Raw genomic sequence first — 20,867 nt, forward strand, 5'->3', positions numbered from 1 at the left:
GGTTACTCCTTTGTGCCGTAGAGGGTTTTCTTCCAGACCGTCGACAAGGTGGTGATGGCGTCGTGGTCGCTGATCTGAAGGTCCAGGCCCGACGGGCCCGCGAAGACGGTGGTGAAGTTCTCGAACAGCAGCGCGATCGCGGCCGCCGTGTGTTGGGGATTGAGCTCGGTTCCGTAGCCCTGCTGCTGCGCGCGGCGTACCGAGGCGGCGACGATGTCCATGCCGAAGCGCCGGAATTCGTTCTGTACGCTCGCGAAGCGCGGCTGGGTGGCCGCCAGCTGTGCCACGGCGATCATGATGCCGATGTTCTGCTTGAACATGTTCCAGTACCCGGTGACCACCGACGTGAAGAACGCGTCGTCGTCGGGGGATTCGGGGAGCTCGAGGCGCAATCCGGGCGGCGCCACGACCTCGTGCAGAAACGACTCCGCGAGGGCGGCCAGCAGGTCTTCCTTGTCATCGAAATACCGGTAGAAGACGGCCGGTGACTTGCCCGCGGCCGAGGTGATGTCGGCCAGCGTGGTGCCGTGAAAACCGCGTTCGGCGAAAAGTTTCCGGGCGGCCTGCTCGATGGCCTGCCTGGTCTGGCGGCCCTTTGCGGTCAACGTGTCGGTCGGCATCAGTTCCGGATTCGGTCGCCTGCGCGCAGCAGGGCGCTCGGCAGGTCGTGGCCGACAACGGATTTGGCGACCTCGGCCGCGGCGATGGCGGCCCGGAGGTCCACGTCGACGTCGACACCGCTGTCGGTCAACAGGTAAACGAGGTCCTCGGTGGCGATGTTGCCGGTGGCGCCCGGGGCGAAGGGGCAGCCGCCCAGCCCGCCGGCCGACGCGTCCAGCCGGGTGACCCCGGATTCGACGGCCGCGTAGGCGCTGGCCAACCCGGTGCCGCGGGTGTTGTGGAAATGGCCGCCTAGCGGCATGTCGCCGATCACCGGACGCAGTTGGGCGACGAGCGAACTCACCCGTCGCGGGGTGGTGGTGCCGATGGTGTCGGCGATGGAGAACCGGTCGATATGTTGTTCTTGGGCGGCCGCGGCGATCTCGAGCACCCGCCCGGGCGGCGTCGGCCCCTCGAACGGGCAGTCCCACGCGGTGGCGACGATGACCTCGACGGTGGCGCCGGCGTCGTGCGCGATGGCGACGATCTCCTCGATGTGCCTGGTGGCCTCGGCGCTGTCGCGCCCCACGTTGGCCTCGCTGAACGCGTCGCTGGCGGCCACCACGTATTCGACGGAGCGCAGCCCCGCGGCGACCGCGCGCCGGGCGCCGTTGGGACTGGCCACGAGCGCGGAGAACTCGATGTCGGGGTAGTTGTGCAGGTGCGCGGCGACTTCGGCGGCATCGGCCATCGACGGCACCTTCGACGGCGACACGAACGCCGTGGCCTCGACCTCGCGCACCCCGGTGGCGGCCACCGCGGCCAGCAGCTCCAGCTTGGCGGCCAACGGGATTGGCATTTCGATCTGCAGGCCGTCGCGCAGGGCCACCTCGCGAATGTCGACGTGTTGTGTCATAACACCCCCTCAGCCCTTAGTTCTTCGAGCTCCGCGGCCGTCTTGCCGAGCAACCCGATGTAGACGTCGTCGTTGTGTTGTCCCGGGCGCGCGGGGCCGGCGTAGCGGACGCCGCCGGGGGAGTCCGAGAGCACCGGGACGACGCCCGGTCCGAGCACGTTGCGGCCGACCCGTTCGTCGTAGTGCTCGACCAGCATGCCGCGGGCCCGCAACTGCGGGTCGTCGACCACCTCGGCGACGGTGTTGATCGGCCCGGCGATCACGCCTGCGGCGGAAAGGGTTTCGATGATTTCGCCGGGCTGGCGGTCGGCGGCCCACGCGCCGATGATCTCGTCGAGTTCGTCCTGATTGCGGCCGCGGCCGCCGTGTGTGGCGAACCGGTCGTCGGTGGCCAGCTCCGGGCACCCCATCGCCTTGCACAGGCGCGCGAACACGGTGTCCTGGTTGGCGGCGATCACCACCCACGACCCGTCGGCGCTGCGGTAGATGTTGGACGGCGCGATGCCCTCCAGCCGGGTTCCCGACGGCCCGCGCACCACGCCGCCGACGTCGTAGTCGGGGATCGTGGATTCCTGGACCGCCAAACACGATTCGGTCAACGCAACGTCGACCACTTGCCCGCGCCCGGTCACGCCGCGGCGATACAGCGCGGCCAGCGCGCCCTGGGCGCCGAACATGCCGGCCAGGCTGTCGCCGAGCGAGAGCGCCAGCCGCGGCGGCGGGCCGCCGGGGAATCCGTTGAGGTGCCGCAGCCCGCTGGCGGCCTCGGCCACCGACGCGTAGCCGGGCTTGTGCGCCTCGGGGCCGGTCTGCCCGTAGCCGGATACCCGGACCAGGATGATGCCCGGGTTGCGCTCGGAGAGCACGTCGTAGCCCAGCTCCCATTTCTCCAGGGTGCCCGGGCGGAAGTTCTCCACGACGATGTCGGATTTCGCGACGAGGTCGAGGAACAGCCCGCGGCCGCGTGGCTTTCGCAGGTCGAGCGTGATGGCGCGCTTGTTGCGCGCGTGCACCGTCCAGAACACGTGGTGCCCGTCCACGTCGGCCTGGCCCCAGGTCCGCAGCGGGTCCGGCGCACCGGGGGGTTCCACCTTGACGACGTCGGCGCCCATGTCGCCGAGCAGCCGGCCGGCGAACGGCCCGGCGATCAGGGTGCCGAGTTCCAGCACCCGGATGCCGTCCAGCGGGCCCGTCACTCTTTGCTCGCGAAGTCGTGGCGGACCAGCCAGTCGGTGACGACGTCGACGGCGTGGCGCAGCTTGTCCCGCTGGTCGGGGCCGGCGTAATAGTGTGTGGCGCCGGGAATTTCGTGCATCTCCTTGTCCGGGTGCCCGATCGCCTCGTAAAGCCGTCGGGTGTGGCTGGGCGTGCAGGCGTCGTCGGCCAGGTTACCGATGACCAGCGCCGGGACCGCGAGGTCGCGCCCGCACGCCACCCCGTCGCCGCGGGCGTCGTTGTAGCTCCATTGCGACAGCCAGCCGCGCAGCGTCGAAAACCGGGCCAACCCGACCGGGCTCATGTTCACCAGTCGAGGATCGCCCAGGTAGCACGTTCCGGGGGTGCGTTCGTTGGGATCGACGGCCGGATCCAGCCAACGCGGGTCGGCCATGGTGCCGTGCACGACGAAGCAGAATTCGTCGTCGGGGCGGCCAGAGTCCCGCAGTTCGGCGAGCTTTTCCTTGACCCACGCGGTGATGCGCCGGTTGCGGTCGATCTGCGCCTGCCGGTAACGGGCCAGAAATTCGTGGCAGTAGGGCGGCTGGTTGGGGTTGTCCGGGTTGTAGAGATCGAGCTCGGGATCGCGCTTGGTTGGGTCGGATTCGTCGAGGATCGACGCGTCCAGCCACTCGGTGAGTGTGCCGTGCCGGCTGATGTGCGCGGCGAGCAGCATGACGCCGTCGGCAGCGGGCAGGTCGAGCCGCGTCAGGTCGGGGCCGTCCCCGGACGGGCTCGACGTGATGGTCGCGTGCTGGGCCTGCTGCTGGTAGAACAGCGACAGCGAGCCGCCGCCGCTCCATCCGGCCAGCACCACCTTGGCGTAGCCCAGCCTCTTCTTGGCGTCCTTGATGCACTCGCCGAGATCCTCGACCACCTTCTCCATCAGCAGTCCCGAATCCGTGCCGCGGAACCGGCTGTTGCAGTAGATGACGTGGTGGCCCGCGCGGGCCAGCGCGTTGATCATCGGCAGGTAGGCGCCGCCACCGATGGGATGCATGAACACCAACACGGTGTCGGACGGCTTGTCCCTGGGCTTGAGCAGATAGCTTTCCAGAACCGTGATCTCGGCCAGCCCGCCGTACACGTCGCGCACCGCGGAATTGTTCTGGAACGCAACGAGATACGGGATGCGGTCGTATTCGTGTTTCATCAGTGCTGCCCGAGGTCGTGCGCCAGCACCTCGGCCGACGGGGTCAGCCGCCGACGGGTGTCGACGGCGATGACCTGCCAGTCCACCCGCGAATGCTCGTCGAACTTGCGGCGCGCGCGTTCCCGCGCCTTCTCCGGCGCGCCGTGGTGAACCCCTTGCGGCGCATGGGTGATCAGGCCGGGCGGCATCGGGATGCCGTAGAGGGACCCGCCGTGGAAGAAGGCGATCTCGTCGTAGTCGACGTTGCGGTGATACCAGGGTGTGCGTTCGGTGCCGGGGACCCCCTCGGCAGGCTTGGGCAGGAAGTTCATCACGTAGACGCCGGTGGCCTGCATGAACAGATGCACGGTCGGCGGCAGGTGAACGCTGTCCGAAGTGACCACGTTGTAGTCGGAGATGTTGAAGGTGAACGGAAAGTTGTCACCGCGCCAGCCTTCGACGTCGATCGGATTGTGTTGGTAGAACAGCGTTGTCGGGCCGCCCGCATGGATGAGCCGAATCTCGTACTCGTCGCGCCCGTCATCGTCGATCGGCTGCGGTTCGGGGATCGTGGCCTGCGACGGGTCGAACGGGAAGTGGCGGCCGAGCGCGCCGGGCGGCGGCACCCGGAACTCGTCGCTGGCCTCGATCATCAGCAGCGTCGTCTCGTTATCGGGCAGCTGCCGCCAGGTGCACGCCTTCGGGATGTAGAGCCAGTCGCCCTCCCTGTAACGCAGCGGCCCGAACTCGGTCTCCAGCAGACCCGCGCCGCGGTGCACGAAGCACAGCAGGTCGCCGTCGACGTGACGGACGTAGAAGGGCATCGGCTCGTGGCGGCGGCTCAACAGGATTCGGCAGTCGTCGTTGCTGAACATCAGCAGCGGGCCGCCGCCGGCGTCGGTGGCATCGCTGGGTTTCAGCTCTCCGGCGAGCACGTCGACCGGGCGCAGCGCGCCGACCGACCGATAGGCGGTGGGGTCGTTGCGCCGGTACATGTTGGCGGTCCGCCCGGTGAATCCGCCCCGGCCAAGCTCGTCGTCCTTGAGCCCGTCGAGGTCGGCGTGCAGCCGCCGCGGCGTCTTGCCTTTTCGCAGGTGAACGAAGGATTCCATGGGGCGACTCCTGGGCTCCGGCGGCGGCGGCAAAACTGAAAGTGACATTACTTTTTGTTTTTGGGATGCACAAGGGGCGAGGGCTTCGTAGCTTTGGTCACATCCGCCCCGAGCGTCTCCCGGAGGAAGGGACACCCTTTGTGCCCGCCTCTCAGCGACAAGTTCCTTGGTGCAAGACCGGGCGCGGCCGTTGTCGCTGCGAGGCGGGCAAAGAGGCAATTCCTTCTCCGCTGCGGCCTGTGTGGCACACGTGAACGGAGTGCGTCAGTCGCGGATGCGCACCACGACTTTGCCCTTGGCCGTACGATTCTCGAGCGATGCGACCGCCGCGGCCGCCTGCTCCAGCGGGTAGACCTCCGGCGTGGGGGCGGCCAGCTCGCCCGAGCTGAGCAGGCGCTCCAGGCCGGCCCACTGCTCGGCCAGCGCGTCCGGGTGGGTCGCGGTCCAGGCTCCCCAACCCACGCCCACGACGTCAATGTTGTTGAGCAGCAGCCGGTTCACCTTGACGGTGGGAATCTCACCGCCGGTGAACCCGATGACGAGCAGCCGACCGCCGGGCGCGAGCGAGCGCAGCGAATCGGTGAAGCGGTCGCCGCCGACCGGGTCGACCACCACATCGACGCCGCGGCCGCCGGTGAGTTCCTTGACGGCGTCCTTGAACCCCTCGGCCAGCACCACGTCGGTGGCCCCGGCGGCCGTCGCGACGTCGGCCTTGTCTTCGCTGCTGACGACCGCGATGGTGCGCGACGCCCCCAGCAGCGAGGCCAGCCGCAGCGTCGAGGTCCCGATCCCGCCCGCCGCGCCGTGCACCAGTAGGGTCTCGCCGTTGGCCAGGCGGCCGCGCACGGTCAGCGCGAAGTACACCGTCAGGTCGTTGAACAGCAGCCCGGCGCCCGCCTCGAAGCTCACGTTGTCCGGCAGCTTGAACACCCGGTCGGGCTGCACGACGGCCACCTCGGCCATTCCGCCCGACAGCATCGTCAGCGCGACGACCCGGTCGCCGGCCTTGACGTGGATGTTGTCGGGGGCCGACCGCACCACGCCGGCGATCTCGGCTCCGAGCACGAACGGCGGCTCCGGCCGGTACTGATACAGACCGCGGGTCAGCAGCGCGTCGGGAAACGCCGCGCCGGCGGCGTGCACCTCGACGACCACACCGTCCCCGGCTGGTTCGTCGACCTCCGCCACCTCGATCGCGTCTGGACCATCCAACCGAGTCACCCGTGCCGCCCGCATGGTCGGACAGCCTAACGCCGGCTCGGAATCCGCCGGAAACCTGTCCATACCGGCGACGCTAACCTCACCTCATGGAAACCGTTCGGCCGCCGATCACCGCCACCTCCTCGGTGCGGCTGGGCGCCCTCGCTCCTTGATGCGCGTCCGGGCCGCCACCGCCGCCGACGCCGCGGCGTGCGTCGACGTCTACCGGCCCTACGTGCTGGACACCGTCATCTCGTTCGAGACGGAGGTGCCGACCGTCGAGGAGATGGCGCGCCGAATCGCCGGCGCCCGTGAATGGCTGGTGCTCGAGGACGACGACGTCGTGACCGGTTACGCCTATGCGCACCAATTCAATCCGCGCGCGGCGTACCGATGGTCGGTCGAGACGAGCATCTACCTCGCCCCGGATCGACTGCGCTCCGGCGGGGGTCGGCTGCTCTACACCGAACTGCTGCGCCGGCTCGCCGAACGCGGTTTCCGGCGGCCGTTCGCCGGCATCGCCCAACCCAACGAGGCCAGCAACGCGCTGCACAAGGCGTTCGGCTTTCGGCCGGTGGGCTACTACCCGCGCGTGGGGTGGAAGCTTGGCGCGTGGCACGACGTCGAGTGGTGGCAGCTCGACCTGCTCGGCCCCGACGAGGATGCGGCTCCGCCGCGACCGATCGCTACTTGAGCTCCGCGGACGACAGCCCCAGCAGCCGCCGCGCGACCACCAGCTGCTGGATCTGTTGGGTGCCCTCGAAGATGTCCAGGATCTTGGAGTCGCGCGCCCACTTTTCCAGCATGGACTGCTCGGAATACCCTGCGGTGCCTGCCAATTCGACGGACTTGAGGGTGACGTCGCTGGCCATCCGCCCGGCCTTGGCCTTGCTCATCGAGGCCTCTTTGGAGTTGGGGATCTTGTTGTCGGCCTGCCACGCCGCGCGCAGCGACAGCAGGTAGCTGGCCTCCCAGTCGGCCTCCATCCGCAGGAACTCCGCCGCGGCCGCGCTTTGGGCGTGTGAGGGCCTGTCGTAGGAGATCTCGACCCCGGCCTCGGTGAGGATCTTGCGGATCTCCTCCAGCGCGGCGCGGCCGACCCCGATGGCCATGGCGGCGACAATCGGGCGTGTGTTGTCGAAGGTCTCCATCACCCCCGAAAAGCCCTTGCCGACCTCGATTTCGGGGTTGCCCAGCAGGTTGTCCTTGGGAATGCGGACGTTGTCGAACCGGATCGCCGCGGTGTCCGAACCCTTGATGCCGAGCTTGTGCTCCAGGCGTTCGACCGTGACGCCGGGATGTTCGCGCGGCACGATGAACGACTTGATCGCGGCGCGGCCCTGGGACTTGTCCAGCGTGGCCCACACCACGATGTGGGTGGCACGCGAGCCCGCGGTGACGAAGATCTTCTCGCCGTTGATGACGTACTCGTCGCCGTCGAGCTTGGCGGTGGTGGACACCGCCGCGGAGTCGGACCCGAAGCCCGGCTCGGTGATGGCCATCGCCGCCCAGACCTTGCCCAGGCGTTCCAGTTGTTCGTCGGTGGCGACCGCGGAGATCGCGGCGTTACCGAGCCCCTGGTAGGGAACCGACAGCATCATCGCGACGTCGCCCCAGCAGGCTTCCATCGTCTGCAGCAGCGCGGCCATGTTGGCGCCGTTGTGGTTTCGGTCCCTGTCCTCGTCCTCGTCGCGCAGCGCGTCGGCCCCGGCGAATGCCACCGATTCGGACGCGCCCTCGAAAAGACTGATCAGGGTGTCGAGCTCGACCGGGTAGGCGTGCTCCTTGAGGTCGTACTTGCGCGCGATCGGCCGCATCATCTCGGCGGCGCCCTGGTGGGTCTTGACGATCACCGACTGCAGCTTGCGGGGCAGTTCCAGATTGATTGCCATGGTTGAACTTTCGGCTCGTTTTAGATGACGACTCAGATGACGACAACGCCCTCGGCGACGCCGATGGCCCGCAGGTCGCGGTACCAGCGCTCGACCGGGTGCTCCTTGGTAAAGCCGTGGCCGCCGAGCAGTTGCACGCCGTCCAGGCCGATCTGCATGCCCTTGTCGGCGCCGAGCCGCTTGGCCAGCGCTGCCTCCCGGGTGAACGGCAGGCCCTGTTCGGCGCGGGCGGCGCCGCGCCAGGTGATCAGCCGCAGTCCGTCCAACTCGATGGCGATGTTGGCGCACATGAAGGCCACGGCCTGACGATGCGCGATCGGCTCGCCGAAGGCGTGGCGCTCCTTGACGTATGGGACGACGTAGTCGAGCACGGCGTGCGAAGTGCCGACCGCGAGCGCCGCCCAGCCGAGCCGGGACAGCGCGATCGCCTCGGAGTAATCCTCGTCGGAGGCCTCGTCCTCGCCCAGGCGGGCACCCAGCGGCACCGACACCCCGGACAGCTCGACCTGGCCCAGCGCCGCGGCGCGGATTCCCATGCTCGGATCCGCCTTGACGGTAAGGCCTTTGGCGGACGATTCGACGATGAACAGCGCGGGCTTGCCGTTCAGCTGGGCGCCGACGACGAACAGCTCGGCGTCGGACGCGGCGGGAACCAAAGACTTGACGCCGTCGAGCCGGTAGCCGCTCGGGGTGCGCACGGCGGTGGTCTTCAACCGGGTGGGGTCGAACAGCGGTTGCGGTTCGGCGATCGCCACGCAGGCCTGCGGGACGTTCTCGCCGGCGAACTCCTGCAGGTAGGTGGCCTGCTGGTCGGCGCTGCCCCAATGGGTCAAGGCCGCGGCGACGCCGCCGGGTGCCAGGATAGGTAGCGCCAGGCCCATGTCGCCGTAGGCCAGCGCCTCGGCCGCCAGCACGTTGGTCACGCTGGAGCGGTGCGCGGCGATGCCGTCGAAGTCCTCGGGGATGTTGATCGCGGTGATGCCCAACTCGGCGGCCTTCGCGATCAGATCGGGCGGGTAGGTCGCGGCCTCGTCGGCGTCGTGCGCCGCGGGACGCAGCACCTCCGCGGCGAACTCGTCGAGGGTCTCGACGATCATCTTCTGCTCGTCGTCGGGCGTCAGGTCGAAGTAGTCCTTGCCGCTGGACTTCAGCCGGGTCGGTCCGCCGCGCAGGTTCTGGACCCGCTTGAACTGGCGGGAAGTCGCCGCGGCGGTGGAGAAGACGGTCTTCGTGCCGTAGCGCAGGCCCCGGTTCAGTGGGTCGCGCAGGTGGTATTTGTCCAAAAACTCCAGGCCGACCAACGGGGTGAGCAGCGCCAGGGTGATGTCGATGCCTGTGCGCTTGTGCGGTTGCAGCCCGACGCCGGTCTTGCGGCCGCGCCGCCGGATGCGTGAGCGAGTGTTTTCTGAAGTCTGTTTTGAACCGGAACGGGTGTCGGTCATTTCAGCCTCTATCGATGGGCGTTGCGGATAAAACCGATCTTACTCCGGAGTAAGATAGATGCGACCGCCTGTTAACTAATTCACAAAGACTAGGCCCGCAGGCGCGAAAGCACCTGCTCATGCAGCAGTCCGTTTGTCGCCACGGCGCTGCCCGCGTGCGGGCCCGCGGTCCCGTCCAGGCCGGTGAACGTTCCGCCCGCCTCGCGCACCAGGATGTCGAGCGCCGCCAGGTCCCACACCGACACCTCCGGTTCGGCGGCGATGTCGACCGCCCCCTCGGCGACCAGGCAGTAAGAGAGGAAGTCGCCGTAGGCCCGTACCCGCCACACCGCATCGGTCAGGCCGACGAAGCGATCGCGCAGCCCGCGTTGCGCCCATCCCGACAGGCTGGAGAACGACAGGCTCGCCGAATCCAGTTGTGCCACTGAGGAAACGGACAGCGCTCGGGGGGGACCGCCGTCGACCGCGGCGAACGCGCCGCGCCCACGCGCCGCCCACCACCGGCGGTGCAGCGCCGGTGCACTCACGACGCCGACCGACGATATGCCGTCCTCGAGCAACGCGATCAGGCTGGCCCACACCGGCACCCCGCGCACGAAATTCTTGGTGCCGTCGATCGGATCGATGATCCACTGCCGCCCGCTGAAGGTGGCGGTTCCACCGAACTCCTCGCCGGCGACGTCGTCGTCCGGCCGTTCGCGCCCGAGCACGTCACGCAGTTCGGTTTCGACCGCGCGATCGGCGTCGGTGACCGGGGTCAGATCGGGTTTGGTGTCGACGCGCAGGTCAAGCGCCCCGAACCGCGCGGAGGTCAGCGCGTCGGCGTGATCGGCCAACGCGAGTGCCAGCGCCAGATCGTCGTCGGTCATTGAGCAGTCCTACCATGGCCGGATGTGGGAATACGGTGTGCTGATTCTGCTCGTCGCGGTCCTGGGAGTGGCCCTTGCGCAGCGGTTCGCCCCGCGCGGCCCCCGCGGTGAGCTCGCGCACGGCACCCTCCTGGTGACGGGCGTCAGCCCGCGGCCGGACGCGACCGGCGAGCAGTACGTCACGGTCGCCGGCGTCATCAACGGACCCACGGTCAGCGAGCACGAGGTATATCAGCGCATGGCGGTCGACGTCGACCACTGGCCGACCATGGGCCAGCTGCTCCCGGTGGTCTATTCGCCCACGAACCCCGACAACTGGCGGTTCGCTCCCGCCGAACCGCCGGCCGCGTAGCGGTCACCCGCCCGCGGGCGGGCGCGTCATCACGGTGAGCCGGGTCCCGTAGCGCGGCAGGACGCCCGACGCCCGGGCCAACGTCCCCGCCGGCATCCCGGGAACACCCGGATAGCCGGAACCGGCCAGCTCGTCGGTGCCCGGAAGGGTGGTGAGGCCGGCGGGCTGCAGCGCCGAGACGCGGCTGGCCGACGGCACCGACCAGCTGGCCGGCACCGACATCGGCCCGATCGCGTTGGCCCGCCCCATGCTCACCGTGATCGCGTTCGGTAATCCGCCGACCCCCGTCGCGGCGCCCTGCAATTGGCCGAGCCCTATCGGCCCGAGCGCGGGCGCGGGTGCCCCCAGGCCAGCGAGGTACGCCATATTCGCTTGGATGCCGAAGAGATTGGCTGTGTTACCGCTCAGCGACGCCGGGATCCCGGCCATGGTTCCGGTCCCGGAGATCGCCGTGTTCACGAGCTGGATGGAGTCGAGCACGCTGACGTTGTTCCAACTGGTGGGGCTGATTGGAATCGGGCTGAGATTCAGCAAGTTCTGCAGACCGTTGGAGATCTGCGTGCTAAACCCGAGCAGCGTGTCGTATAACTGCGACAGCGGGTCGCTGGCCGCCTGATTGGCCGCGGCGGTCTGCTCGTTCACGCCATCGGGGTTGGTGGTCTGCTGCGGGGCCGCAAAGGACGTCAATCGGGAAGCGGCCGCCGAGGTCGCGGCGTAGCCGTTCATCGCGGTGGCGTCCTGGGCCCACATCTCCGCGTACTGGGCCTCGGTGGCCGCGATCGCCGCGGTGTTCTGGCCGAAGAAGTTCGTCGCGATCAGCGCCTGTAGCTGCGCGCGGTTGACCGCGATCACCGGTGGGGGCACCGTCATGGCGAACGCCTGGTCAAACGCCGCGGCCGCCGCCCGCGCCTGCATCGCGGTCTGCTTGGTCTGCTGGGCGGTTATGGTCAGCCACTCGACGTAGGGAGTCGCCGCGGCGGTCATCGCTGCCGACGCCGGGCCGTGCCAGTGCAGCGTGGTCAGTGCCGAGAGCACCGAGCCATACGTTTCGGCCGTGGTGCCCAGTTCGGCGGACAGCGAGTCCCAACTTCCCGCCGCCGCCAAAAGCGACCCGGAACCCGGACCGCTGTACATCCTGGCGGAATTGAATTCGGGCGGAAAAAAGGCGTAATCCATTGTCAGATCTCCCTTAAGGGTGTGCCGGGTGAACCGTGCCGAGCCCGAATCGGCACCTTTTCCGCCGCCGGCCCGTCGGCGGTGGTCATAAAAATGTAGGCGCCAGTCCGCGTTTCTACTGGAGTTTTAAGGCGAAAAGGCAAGTGGGTCATTGCGATAATGTGCGCCGGGTTTTGATACCTGAAAACGACCGAATTCGTTTATGGGGTCGGGCGCCCGCAGCGGAATCCGCGAAGCGATGCGGCATTGCGACGAAGGTGACCGTCTGCCCCGTCATCGATAGGGACCAATGGCCCCCATTTGTGAACCGAATGCCCCTGGGTTGCGGCGGTCTCCGCTCAATAGCGTTGGGTGGGACGAATCCGTGATTTGTCCCCTCTGATCAGCACAGGAGACCGCGATGCTTCAGCCAGCCCCGACGGTCGTCGTTGGTGTCGACGGGTCGAAAACGGCCACCGATGCGGCGCGCTGGGCGGTCGACGAGGCGGTCAGCCGAGACATACCGCTGCGGTTGGTGTATGTGGTCGCGCCGCCGGATTCTCCACCACGCTGGGCCCATGACGGCCGACTGGCCGCGGCCCGCGCCGTGTTGCACGACGCTCGTCGGGCGGTCGAGGCGACCGGGCAACAGGTGAAGATCGAAGCTGAAATCCTTTGGGGCAGCCCGCTTGCCAAGCTAACCGAAGAGTCGAGGTCGGCGGCGATGATCTGTGTCGGATCCGTCGGACTGCGTCATGCGGCCCGTGGGGCCGGGTCCCTGTCGGCGAGCCTGGCCGCGTCGGCCCTCTGTCCGGTAGCCGTCATCCGCCGCCCGGCGGGCAGGCCGGCAACCGCCAAGCTCGACCGCGTCATCGTGCAGGCGGACAACGCGGTGGCGCTGCGCCATGCCTTCGAGGAGGCGATGCTGCGCCACGCGCCGGTGCTGGCGATCGCGGTGGCCGCGGGGGACGACGATGCCGACACGAAATGTTCGGCCGGAGCCCAACTGAGGCGGCGGATTGCGCGGTGGACTCGCTTGTATCCCGGCGTGCCCGTCGAATCCGCCGTCGTGCGCGGGTCGGTCGATCAATACCTGGCCGCCGACGGGGAGCGGGATCAGCTGTTCGTCACCGACGCGCGCACCTGTTTCGACCTGTGCGGCGCGCATCACCCGGGAACCTCCGTTCTCGCCGCGCGTTCGAGCAACTTGTAGAGGCTTACGGGTGGGGACTCGGTTGGGCTCCGGAGGAGCGGCGTTAAGAGTATTTCTGGTCGACGATCACGAGGCGGTGCGGCGCGGCCTGGTCGATTTGCTTTGTGCGGACCCCGAACTCGACTGCGTCGGCGAGGCCGGATCCTTCGCCGAGGCGATGAACAAGATTCCCGCGGTCGGCCCCGACGTCGCGGTGCTCGACGACTGGTTGCCCGACGGCAACGGCATCGAGCTATGCCGAGAACTGTTGTCCTGCATGCTGGAGCTGCGCTGCCTGATCCTGACGTCGTTCACCTCCGACGAGGCGATGCTGAACGCGATCCTGGCCGGTGCCAGCGGCTATGTCGTCAAAGACGTCAAGGGAATGGAATTGGCCTGCGCCATCAAGGATGTGGGCGCGGGCCGGTCGCTGCTCGACACTCATGCCGCGGCGGCATTGATGACGAGACTGTGGTGGACCATCGAGAACAGCGACGAACTGTGGGCCTTCAACGAGCGGGAGCGAACGTTGCTCGGATTGCTCGGCGACGGCCTGACCAACCGGCAAATCGCCGACCGGACGCTGCTTGGCGAAGACGTCGTGAAAAACCACGTGTCGCGCCTGCTGGTCAAACTGGGGGTGTCCCGCCAGCCCAATCGGGCGTACCGCCAATGGTTTTGAGGTGCCGGGTCAGCCGTGGCTGATTCGTAGCATCTCGGCCACGCTCGGCAGCTTGACCCGGGGACGCCCGTGCGGCTCGCCGGCCGCTCGCTCGTGGCGATCGATGACCTCCCAGTGGGCCGACGTCACGACCTTCGGCTGCCGGGACTCCAGCCACTCGGCCAGCTTGTCGGCGTGGTCGTCGGGAAACTCCGCGAGCGCGCCCTGTTGTTTCGAGCCGGCCAGGTCGTTCAGCAGCGTGTCGACGGTGTCTTGGGAGTCCTTCTTATTGGTACCGATCACACCGGTCGGCCCGCGCTTGATCCACCCGACGACGTACTCGTTGCGGCTGCCGTGCACGCGGCCGTCGGTGTTGGGGATGGTTGCGCTCTTGTCATCGAAAGGCAGCCCGGCCGTGGGCATTCCGCGGTATCCGACGGACCGCACCACCAACTGGGCCGGCAGTTCCTCTCGCTCGCCGGTGTCCTTGGCCGATACCCACCCGCTCTCATCGGTGACCAGTTCGTTGCGGCCCAACACGATGCTCTCGACCTTGCCGTCGCCCTTGATCTCGATCGGCGAAGTCAGGAAGCGGAAGACTATTCGGCGGTGGCCGGGGCGCGGCGCCCGCGCGGCGTAGTCGCGCAACACCTTGATGTTCTGTTTGGTCGTCTTGCCCGCCGCGGCCGCGTCCTCGTCGCTGATGCCCTCCAGCTGCGCCGGGTCAACGATCACGTCGACCCCCTCCAGATCCGCCAACTCGCGGAGCTCCAGCGTGGTGAACGCCGTCTGCAGCGGCCCGCGCCGGCCGACGACCACCACCTCCTCGACGCCGCACGGGCGCAGCGACTCCAGGGCGTGGTCGGCGATGTCGGTGCGGGCGAGCTCGTCAGGGTCGGTCACCAGGATGCGGGCGACGTCCAGCGCGACGTTGCCGTTGCCGATGACCACCGCCCGGGCGCCCGACAGGTCAGGGGTCGACGCCTCGAAGTGCGGGTGCGCGTTGTACCAGCCGACGAATTCGACGGCGGCCATGCTGCCCGGCAGGTCCTCGCCGGGGATCTTCAATGACCGATCCGATTGCGCCCCGATGGCGTAGATCACCGCGTGGTAGCGCTCGGCGAGTTCGGCGGCGCTCACGTGCTCACCGACCACCACATTGCCGAAGAAGCGAAGGCGGGGGTCTTCGGCGGTCTTCTCGAATTGCTTGCTGATCGACTTGATCTTCGGGTGGTCGGGCGCGACGCCGGAGCGGACCAGACCCCAGGGCGTCGGCAGCATCTCGAGGATGTCGATCGCCACGTCGATGTCCTCCGACGCGTCGGCCGCCTTGAGCAACGATGCCGCGGCGAAGAAACCCGACGGCCCGGAGCCAACAATCGCGACGTGATATAAGCGCATCCTCGAGCCTTCTACTCGTGCCGGGCCGTGCGCGAGGGGGTTGAGCGTCGCGGTCCGGGCTGCACATACGGGTCACCTGATGCTAAACGCTGCGGCCCGGACGACGAGCTGAGCATTCGTCGCCGGTAACGTGGGCGGCTGTGGAACCCGACCGTCAAGCCGACATTGCCGCCCTTGACTCCACCCTGACCACGGTGGAGCGGGTGCTCGACGTCGACGGTCTGCGCAGCCGCATCGAGAAGCTCGAGCACGAGGCGTCCGATCCCAAATTGTGGGACGACCAGAGCAACGCACAGCGGGTGACCAGCCAGTTGTCCCACGCGCAGGGCGAGCTGCGCCGCATCGAAGAGCTGCGCCAGCGCCTCGACGATCTTCCGGTGATGTACGAGCTGGCGGCAGAAGAAGGGGATGCCGCCAGCGGCATCGACGCGCTCGCCGAGGCCGACGCCGAACTCAAAGCGCTGCGCGCCGATATAGAGGCCGCCGAGGTGCGCACGCTGTTGTCGGGCGAGTACGACGAGCGCGAGGCGCTGGTAACCATTCGCTCGGGCGCCGGTGGCGTGGACGCGGCCGACTGGGCCGAGATGCTGATGCGGATGTACATCCGCTGGGCCGAGCAACACAAGTACGGCGTCGAGGTGTTCGACACCTCCTACGCCGAAGAGGCCGGGATCAAGAGCGCCACGTTCGCGGTGCACGCGCCGTACGCCTACGGCACGCTGTCCGTCGAACAGGGCACGCACCGGCTGGTGCGGATCAGCCCGTTCGACAACCAGAGCCGGCGCCAGACTTCCTTCGCCGAAGTCGAGGTGCTTCCGGTGGTGGAGACCACCGACCACATCGACATCCCCGACGGGGACGTGCGAGTGGACGTCTATCGCTCCAGCGGTCCGGGCGGTCAGTCGGTGAACACCACCGACTCGGCGGTTCGTTTAACCCACATCCCAACGGGTATCGTCGTGACTTGCCAGAACGAAAAATCGCAACTGCAGAACAAGGTCTCGGCAATGCGAGTGCTTCAGGCAAAGTTATTGGAGCGCAAGCGATCAGAAGAGCGCGCTGAGCTGGACGCGTTGAAGGGTGAGGGCGGCAGCTCCTGGGGTAACCAGATGCGCTCCTACGTACTGCACCCGTATCAGATGGTCAAGGATCTGCGTACCGAGTACGAGGTGGGCAATCCGGCCGCCGTCCTGGACGGAGACATCGACGGGTTCCTGGAAGCGGGAATCCGGTGGCGCAACCGAAAAGATGACGACTAACACCACTGTTCATGCATCGACCGCTTCGATAAACGCGCTGGGCTGGCACGACTTCTGGCGCGGCGAAGCCGGCCAATGGATCATCACCCGCGGCCTGCGCATCGTCATGGTGCTGATCGCGGCCATGCTGATGGCCCGCTTCGTCAACTGGGTGGCGCAGCAGGTGACGCGCCAGCTCACCGAGGGCTTCGCCGAAAGCGACGCGCTGGTGCGCTCGGAGACGTCCAAGCACCGCCAGGCGGTGGCGTCGGTGATCTCCTGGGTGTCCGTCGTCATCATCGGCATCTGGGTAATGATGCAGATCGCCAGCATCCTGCAGTTTTCGGTGGGCGGACTCATCGCACCCGCCACCGTGGTCGGCGCCGCGCTGGGCTTCGGCGCCCAGCAGCTGGTCAGGGACCTGCTTTCCGGCTTTTTCATCCTGGTGGAGAAGCAGTACGGGTTCGGCGACCTGGTCACCCTCACCGTTGTCTCCTCGACGGAAGCCACCGGCACGGTCGAGAACGTCACGCTGCGCGTCACCCGCCTGCGTTCACCGGACGGCGAGGTGCTGACCATTCCCAACGGGCAGATCGTCAAGGTGGTCAATCTGTCGAAGGATTGGGCGCGCGCCGTGGTGGACATCCCGGTGTCGACCAGCGCCGACCTGAACCGGGTCTACGAGGTCTTGCACCAGGAATGCGACCGCGCCATGGAGAACCCGGTCCTCGGGGAATTGCTGTTGGATCCGCCGACCGTGATGGGCGTGGAAAGCATCCAGGTCGACACCGTCACCCTGCGCGTGGTGGCCCGCACCCTGCCAGGCAAACAGTTCGAGGTAGGCCGCCAGCTGCGTGTCATGGTCATTCGGGCACTGGCCCGCGTCGGCATCGTGACCGCGGCCGACGCGACGGTGGGCCTGGTCGAAGACCCGTCCGTCCCGGCCGCCGAAGCCGCCGAAGGGTCGGCCGATGGCAAAGTCGAAGACGCGGTGCAGCGGCGGTGAAGTTGACCCTCAGCATCTTCGAGAAGCGCAGCGAGGAAAAGCAACGACGACGCTGGAGCCACCTGTTCGGCGGCCGCATGCGCACGTCCACGCTGGTGCTGATCATCGCGTTCTTGGCGGTGTGGTGGGTCTACGACACCTACCGTCCGGAAGCGACCCCCAAGCCCCCGGCCCCGCAGGTGGTGCCGCCGGGCTTCGTGCCCGACCCCAACTACACCTGGGTCCCGCGCAGCCGCGTGCAGCAGCCGCCGGCCACCGTGACGGTCACGCCGACGCCGACCACGACCCCAAGCACCACCACGCCCCCGCCCGTCACGACGACGACCACCACGCCGCCGCCATTCCAGTTGCCCACGCCGCCGTGCCTGCTGCCGCCGCCCTTCTGCCCGCCCAGCACCAGCCCGACCCCGACGCCGTCGCAGCTACCCCAGCCCGGGCCCGGTCCGGTGCCGAGTTCCCCGCCGCCGGCCAGCTGACTTGGTTCGCCAGCGAAATTCACGGCTACACTGGCGTGCCGTGATGATCACCCTTGACAACGTCAGCAAGAAGTACAAAGCGTCGGCTCGTCCGGCGCTGGACGACATCAACGTCAAAATCGACAAGGGTGAATTCGTCTTCCTGATCGGCCCTTCGGGGTCGGGCAAGTCGACGTTCATGCGGCTTCTGCTGGCCGAGGAGAGCCCGAACACCGGTGACATCCGGGTATCGAAGTTTCACGTGAACAAGCTCCCCGGACGCCACGTACCGAAGCTGCGTCAGGTCATCGGCTGCGTATTTCAGGATTTCCGGCTGTTGCAGCAAAAGACCGTGTACGAAAACGTCGCTTTCGCGCTGGAGGTCATCGGCAAGCGCCGGGAGGCGATCAACCGGACGGTGCCCGAGGTGCTGGAGACGGTCGGGCTGTCCGGAAAGGCCAACCGGCTGCCGGGCGAGTTGTCCGGCGGCGAGCAGCAGCGGGTCGCCATCGCCCGCGCGTTCGTCAACCGCCCGCTGGTGCTGCTGGCCGACGAGCCGACCGGCAACCTCGACCCGGACACCAGTAAGGACATCATGGATTTGTTGGAGCGGATCAACCGCACGGGCACCACGGTGCTCATGGCGACGCACGACCACCACATCGTCGACTCCATGCGGCAGCGGGTAGTCGAGCTGTCGCTGGGCCGGCTGGTTCGCGACGAGCAGCGCGGCGTCTACGGGATGGATCGCTAAGTGCGCTTCGGCTTCCTGCTCAGCGAGGTCCTGACCGGCCTTCGTCGCAACGTCACGATGACGGCCGCGATGATCCTGACGACCGCGATCTCGATCGGCCTGTTCGGCGGCGGGCTGCTGGTGGTCCTCTTGGCCGACCATTCCCGCGCCATCTACCTGGACCGCGTCGAGACGCAGGTCTTCCTCACCGAGGACGTGTCTGCGAACGACCCGTCCTGCGGCACCAACCCGTGCAAGGCGCTGCGGGAAAAGATCGAAGCACGGCAAGACGTCAAATCGGTGCGCTTCCTCAACCGTCAGGACGCCTACGACGACGCGATCCGGAAGTTCCCGCAGTACAAAGACGTTGCCGGAAAGGATTCCTTCCCAGCCTCGTTCATCGTCAAGCTGGACAATCCCGAGCAGCACAAGGACTTTGACTCTGCAATGCAGGGACAGCCCGGGGTGCTTTCGGTGCTCAACCAGAAAGACTTGATCGACCGCCTGTTCGCGGTCCTGGACGGGCTGAGCAAGGCAGCGTTTGCCGTCGCCCTGGTGCAGGCCGTCGGCGCGATCCTGTTGATTGCCAACATGGTCCAGGTGGCGGCGTATACGCGCCGCACGGAGATCGGGATCATGCGCCTGGTCGGCGCGAGCCGCTGGTATACCCAGCTGCCGTTCCTGGTCGAGGCGATGGTCGCCGCGGCGGTCGGTGTCGCGATCTCGGTCGCGGGGTTAATCCTGGTACGGGCAACGTTTTTGGACAACGCGCTGAACCAGTTCTACCAGGCCAACCTGATCGCACGGGTCGACTACGCCGACATCGTCTACATCTCGCCCTGGCTGTTTCTGCTCGGCGTGTCGATGGCCGCCTTGACCGCCTACGTGACGTTGCGCCTGTACGTACGGCGGTAGCTGTGGCCAAGGACTCCCGCGGGGCCAAGGCGGCCGGCGACAAGCCCGGCAGCAAACGGATCGTGGCCACCAATCGCAAAGCGCGGCACAACTATTCGATCCTCGAGATTTTCGAGGCGGGAGTCGCTTTGCAGGGCACCGAAGTAAAGAGCCTGCGGGAAGGGCACGCCTCTCTGGCCGATGCCTACGCAACCATTGATGACGGCGAAGTCTGGTTGCGTAACTTGCACATTCCGGAGTATCAGCACGGTAGCTGGACCAACCATGATCCGCGTCGCAACCGAAAGTTGTTGTTACATAGGCAACAAATCGACAGACTGGTCGGCAAGATACGAGATGGTAACCTCGCCCTGATGCCACTGTCACTTTACTTCTCCGAGGGCAAGGTCAAGGTTGAGCTCGCGCTGGCACGAGGCAAGCGGGCCCACGATAAACGTCAGGACATGGCCCAGCGCGATGCCCAACGCGAAGTGCTTCGCGAACTGGGGCGACGCGCCAAGGGCATGAACTGATCGGGGCGGCTTACGCCCAGCTGTCGGCCGTTACGTACGGCGTCAGCGATTTCGTGGGCGGTGTGGCCGCTCGACGGGTAGCGGCGCTGCGAGTGATGCTCGTGGCCTACCCGGTCGAGGCAGTATTGCTCGGTCTGCTGGCCGTCGTGGTGGGCGGCCCGATTCAGTCCGGCGCGGTCGTGTGGGGCTGCTTGTACGGCGTCGGGATGGCGTTCGGGATGTGGGCGTTTTTCGCCGCGCTGGGCGCCGGCCCGATATCGGTGGTCTCTCCATTGGCCGCCGTGCTCAATGCCGCGGTACCGGTGGCGGTCGGTGTGGCGCTGGGGGAGCGGCCGGGTCGCGCGGCCTCATTGGGCGTGGTGCTGGCCCTGGTCGCCGTCATGCTGGTCAGCCGCGAAGCCGCGACCGAGGGAGTGACGCCGTATCGATTCACCCCGAAGGTCGCCTGGCTCACGGTGGTCGCGGGCTCGGCGATGGGGCTGAACCTGGTGTTTCTTCATCAGGCGCCGCACGAGACCAAACTCTGGCCGCTGGTGTTCGCCCGGCTGTCCGCCTCCGCGGTGGTCTTCGCGATGTCCGCGATGAGCAAGAACCTGAAGATGCCGGCCGGCAAGCCGCTGAAGCTGGCGCTGGGCGTGGCCGTGCTGGACATCTGCGCGAACGTGACCATGCTGCTGGCGCTGCACACCTGGCTGCTCTCGCTGGCCAGCATCTTGATCTCGCTGTACCCGGCGGCGACGGTCGTGCTGGCGATGGTGGTGCTGCGCGAGCGGGTGAGCCGATGCCAGGGCGTCGGCATGGTGATGGCCATGGGTTCCGTGGCGATGATCGCCGCAAGCTAACGGATCGGCTCGCGATCGGCCTACTAT

The 20,867-nt window shown here is 67.5% G+C and carries 22 protein-coding genes; 11 read left to right on the top strand and 11 right to left on the bottom strand.

What is annotated here, in order from left to right; all coding sequences use genetic code 11:
• Positions 1-2: 2 nt before the first annotated feature.
• From N415_RS00110 to N415_RS00135, 6 genes are all read right to left on the bottom strand, one after another.
• Positions 3-620 (bottom strand): TetR/AcrR family transcriptional regulator, encoded by a 618-nt coding sequence (locus N415_RS00110; protein WP_068175622.1) that lies wholly within the window; start codon positions 618-620, stop codon positions 3-5.
• Positions 620-1,516, bottom strand: coding sequence for a hydroxymethylglutaryl-CoA lyase (locus tag N415_RS00115; RefSeq protein WP_068175626.1), 897 nt, complete (start codon positions 1,514-1,516; stop codon positions 620-622). The genes N415_RS00110 and N415_RS00115 overlap by 1 nt, the downstream gene beginning before the upstream one ends.
• A complete protein-coding gene (locus N415_RS00120; RefSeq protein ID WP_068175628.1) occupies positions 1,513-2,712 on the bottom strand; it encodes a CoA transferase in 1,200 nt (399 codons plus the stop codon). The genes N415_RS00115 and N415_RS00120 overlap by 4 nt, the downstream gene beginning before the upstream one ends.
• On the bottom strand, positions 2,709-3,884 hold the full coding sequence (locus N415_RS00125; protein ID WP_068175631.1) for an alpha/beta fold hydrolase: 1,176 nt from the start codon (positions 3,882-3,884) through the stop codon (positions 2,709-2,711). Before N415_RS00125 ends, N415_RS00120 begins: the two co-directional genes overlap by 4 nt.
• Positions 3,884-4,975 carry a homogentisate 1,2-dioxygenase gene (locus N415_RS00130; protein WP_068175634.1) on the bottom strand — a complete coding sequence of 364 codons (1,092 nt, stop codon included), beginning with the start codon at positions 4,973-4,975 and terminating at the stop codon, positions 3,884-3,886. Before N415_RS00130 ends, N415_RS00125 begins: the two co-directional genes overlap by 1 nt.
• A 264-nt stretch (positions 4,976-5,239) precedes the next feature.
• Entirely contained in the window at positions 5,240-6,211 is a 972-nt protein-coding gene (locus tag N415_RS00135; RefSeq protein WP_068175636.1) for an NADPH:quinone oxidoreductase family protein, read from the bottom strand.
• A gap of 136 nt (positions 6,212-6,347) precedes the next feature.
• Between N415_RS00135 and N415_RS00140 the strand changes: the two genes are divergently transcribed.
• A complete protein-coding gene (locus N415_RS00140) occupies positions 6,348-6,869 on the top strand; it encodes a GNAT family N-acetyltransferase (RefSeq protein WP_068175640.1) in 522 nt (173 codons plus the stop codon).
• Here the strand turns inward: N415_RS00140 and N415_RS00145 are convergent.
• From N415_RS00145 to hisN, 3 genes are all read right to left on the bottom strand, one after another.
• A complete protein-coding gene (locus N415_RS00145) occupies positions 6,862-8,067 on the bottom strand; it encodes an acyl-CoA dehydrogenase family protein (protein WP_068102903.1) in 1,206 nt (401 codons plus the stop codon). The two genes, N415_RS00140 and N415_RS00145, sit on opposite strands and share 8 nt — an antisense overlap.
• Before the next feature lie 32 nt (positions 8,068-8,099).
• Complete coding sequence (locus N415_RS00150) at positions 8,100-9,509, bottom strand: acyl-CoA dehydrogenase family protein (RefSeq protein WP_068175642.1); 1,410 nt, start codon at positions 9,507-9,509, stop codon at positions 8,100-8,102.
• Positions 9,510-9,598: 89 nt separating this feature from the next.
• Complete coding sequence (gene hisN / locus N415_RS00155) at positions 9,599-10,378, bottom strand: histidinol-phosphatase (protein ID WP_068175645.1); 780 nt, start codon at positions 10,376-10,378, stop codon at positions 9,599-9,601.
• A gap of 22 nt (positions 10,379-10,400) precedes the next feature.
• Between hisN and N415_RS00160 the strand changes: the two genes are divergently transcribed.
• Complete coding sequence (locus N415_RS00160; protein WP_068175648.1) at positions 10,401-10,730, top strand: hypothetical protein; 330 nt, start codon at positions 10,401-10,403, stop codon at positions 10,728-10,730.
• 3 nt (positions 10,731-10,733) lie between these two features.
• Here N415_RS00160 and N415_RS00165 read toward each other — a convergent pair whose 3' ends face one another.
• A complete protein-coding gene (locus N415_RS00165; protein ID WP_068175650.1) occupies positions 10,734-11,906 on the bottom strand; it encodes a PPE family protein in 1,173 nt (390 codons plus the stop codon).
• A 400-nt stretch (positions 11,907-12,306) separates the two neighbouring features.
• Here N415_RS00165 and N415_RS00170 point away from each other — a divergent pair, with 400 nt between their 5' ends.
• Both N415_RS00170 and N415_RS00175 read left to right on the top strand, forming a co-directional pair.
• Positions 12,307-13,098, top strand: coding sequence for a universal stress protein (locus N415_RS00170; protein WP_068175653.1), 792 nt, complete (start codon positions 12,307-12,309; stop codon positions 13,096-13,098).
• A gap of 10 nt (positions 13,099-13,108) precedes the next feature.
• A complete protein-coding gene (locus N415_RS00175; protein ID WP_275450748.1) occupies positions 13,109-13,759 on the top strand; it encodes a response regulator transcription factor in 651 nt (216 codons plus the stop codon).
• 9 nt (positions 13,760-13,768) lie between these two features.
• Here N415_RS00175 and N415_RS00180 read toward each other — a convergent pair whose 3' ends face one another.
• Positions 13,769-15,139 carry an FAD-dependent oxidoreductase gene (locus N415_RS00180; protein WP_068175659.1) on the bottom strand — a complete coding sequence of 457 codons (1,371 nt, stop codon included), beginning with the start codon at positions 15,137-15,139 and terminating at the stop codon, positions 13,769-13,771.
• 140 nt (positions 15,140-15,279) lie between these two features.
• Between N415_RS00180 and prfB the strand changes: the two genes are divergently transcribed.
• The 7 genes from prfB to N415_RS00215 all read left to right on the top strand — a co-directional run bounded on the left by prfB (position 15,280) and on the right by N415_RS00215 (position 20,840).
• Positions 15,280-16,398 carry a peptide chain release factor 2 gene (gene prfB / locus N415_RS00185; protein WP_068175662.1) on the top strand — a complete coding sequence of 373 codons (1,119 nt, stop codon included), beginning with the start codon at positions 15,280-15,282 and terminating at the stop codon, positions 16,396-16,398.
• Positions 16,388-17,383, top strand: a complete 996-nt coding sequence (locus N415_RS00190; protein WP_068175665.1) for a mechanosensitive ion channel family protein — start codon at positions 16,388-16,390, stop codon at positions 17,381-17,383. Before prfB ends, N415_RS00190 begins: the two co-directional genes overlap by 11 nt.
• Positions 17,380-17,859, top strand: coding sequence for a hypothetical protein (locus tag N415_RS00195; RefSeq protein WP_068175667.1), 480 nt, complete (start codon positions 17,380-17,382; stop codon positions 17,857-17,859). The genes N415_RS00190 and N415_RS00195 overlap by 4 nt, the downstream gene beginning before the upstream one ends.
• Before the next feature lie 43 nt (positions 17,860-17,902).
• Positions 17,903-18,592, top strand: coding sequence for a cell division ATP-binding protein FtsE (gene ftsE, locus N415_RS00200; protein WP_068131799.1), 690 nt, complete (start codon positions 17,903-17,905; stop codon positions 18,590-18,592).
• Positions 18,593-19,486: a permease-like cell division protein FtsX gene (gene ftsX / locus N415_RS00205; protein ID WP_068175672.1), complete on the top strand. Its 894-nt coding sequence runs from the start codon at positions 18,593-18,595 to the stop codon at positions 19,484-19,486.
• Between the two features lie 2 nt (positions 19,487-19,488).
• Positions 19,489-19,998, top strand: coding sequence for an SsrA-binding protein SmpB (gene smpB / locus N415_RS00210; RefSeq protein WP_068175674.1), 510 nt, complete (start codon positions 19,489-19,491; stop codon positions 19,996-19,998).
• Between the two features lie 92 nt (positions 19,999-20,090).
• Entirely contained in the window at positions 20,091-20,840 is a 750-nt protein-coding gene (locus N415_RS00215) for an EamA family transporter (RefSeq protein ID WP_193376373.1), read from the top strand.
• The last annotated feature ends 27 nt before the right edge of the window (positions 20,841-20,867 follow it).

Origin of the sequence: Mycobacterium sp. UM_CSW (assembly GCF_000455205.1) — a bacterium.
Taxonomy (GTDB): Bacteria; Actinomycetota; Actinomycetes; order Mycobacteriales; family Mycobacteriaceae; genus Mycobacterium.

What these genes read in the sequence shown, in the direction of transcription:
- N415_RS00110 (WP_068175622.1), bottom strand. Translation starts at nt 620, where the DNA reads ATGCCGACCGACACGTTGACCGCAAAGGGCCGCCAGACCAGGCAGGCC.
- N415_RS00115 (WP_068175626.1), bottom strand. Translation starts at nt 1,516, where the DNA reads ATGACACAACACGTCGACATTCGCGAGGTGGCCCTGCGCGACGGCCTG.
- N415_RS00125 (WP_068175631.1), bottom strand. Translation starts at nt 3,884, where the DNA reads ATGAAACACGAATACGACCGCATCCCGTATCTCGTTGCGTTCCAGAAC.
- N415_RS00130 (WP_068175634.1), bottom strand. Translation starts at nt 4,975, where the DNA reads ATGGAATCCTTCGTTCACCTGCGAAAAGGCAAGACGCCGCGGCGGCTG.
- N415_RS00135 (WP_068175636.1), bottom strand. Translation starts at nt 6,211, where the DNA reads ATGCGGGCGGCACGGGTGACTCGGTTGGATGGTCCAGACGCGATCGAG.
- N415_RS00140 (WP_068175640.1), top strand. Translation starts at nt 6,348, where the DNA reads ATGCGCGTCCGGGCCGCCACCGCCGCCGACGCCGCGGCGTGCGTCGAC.
- N415_RS00145 (WP_068102903.1), bottom strand. Translation starts at nt 8,067, where the DNA reads ATGGCAATCAATCTGGAACTGCCCCGCAAGCTGCAGTCGGTGATCGTC.
- N415_RS00150 (WP_068175642.1), bottom strand. Translation starts at nt 9,509, where the DNA reads ATGACCGACACCCGTTCCGGTTCAAAACAGACTTCAGAAAACACTCGC.
- hisN (WP_068175645.1), bottom strand. Translation starts at nt 10,378, where the DNA reads ATGACCGACGACGATCTGGCGCTGGCACTCGCGTTGGCCGATCACGCC.
- N415_RS00160 (WP_068175648.1), top strand. Translation starts at nt 10,401, where the DNA reads ATGTGGGAATACGGTGTGCTGATTCTGCTCGTCGCGGTCCTGGGAGTG.
- N415_RS00165 (WP_068175650.1), bottom strand. Translation starts at nt 11,906, where the DNA reads ATGGATTACGCCTTTTTTCCGCCCGAATTCAATTCCGCCAGGATGTAC.
- N415_RS00170 (WP_068175653.1), top strand. Translation starts at nt 12,307, where the DNA reads ATGCTTCAGCCAGCCCCGACGGTCGTCGTTGGTGTCGACGGGTCGAAA.
- N415_RS00180 (WP_068175659.1), bottom strand. Translation starts at nt 15,139, where the DNA reads ATGCGCTTATATCACGTCGCGATTGTTGGCTCCGGGCCGTCGGGTTTC.
- N415_RS00190 (WP_068175665.1), top strand. Translation starts at nt 16,388, where the DNA reads ATGACGACTAACACCACTGTTCATGCATCGACCGCTTCGATAAACGCG.
- ftsE (WP_068131799.1), top strand. Translation starts at nt 17,903, where the DNA reads ATGATCACCCTTGACAACGTCAGCAAGAAGTACAAAGCGTCGGCTCGT.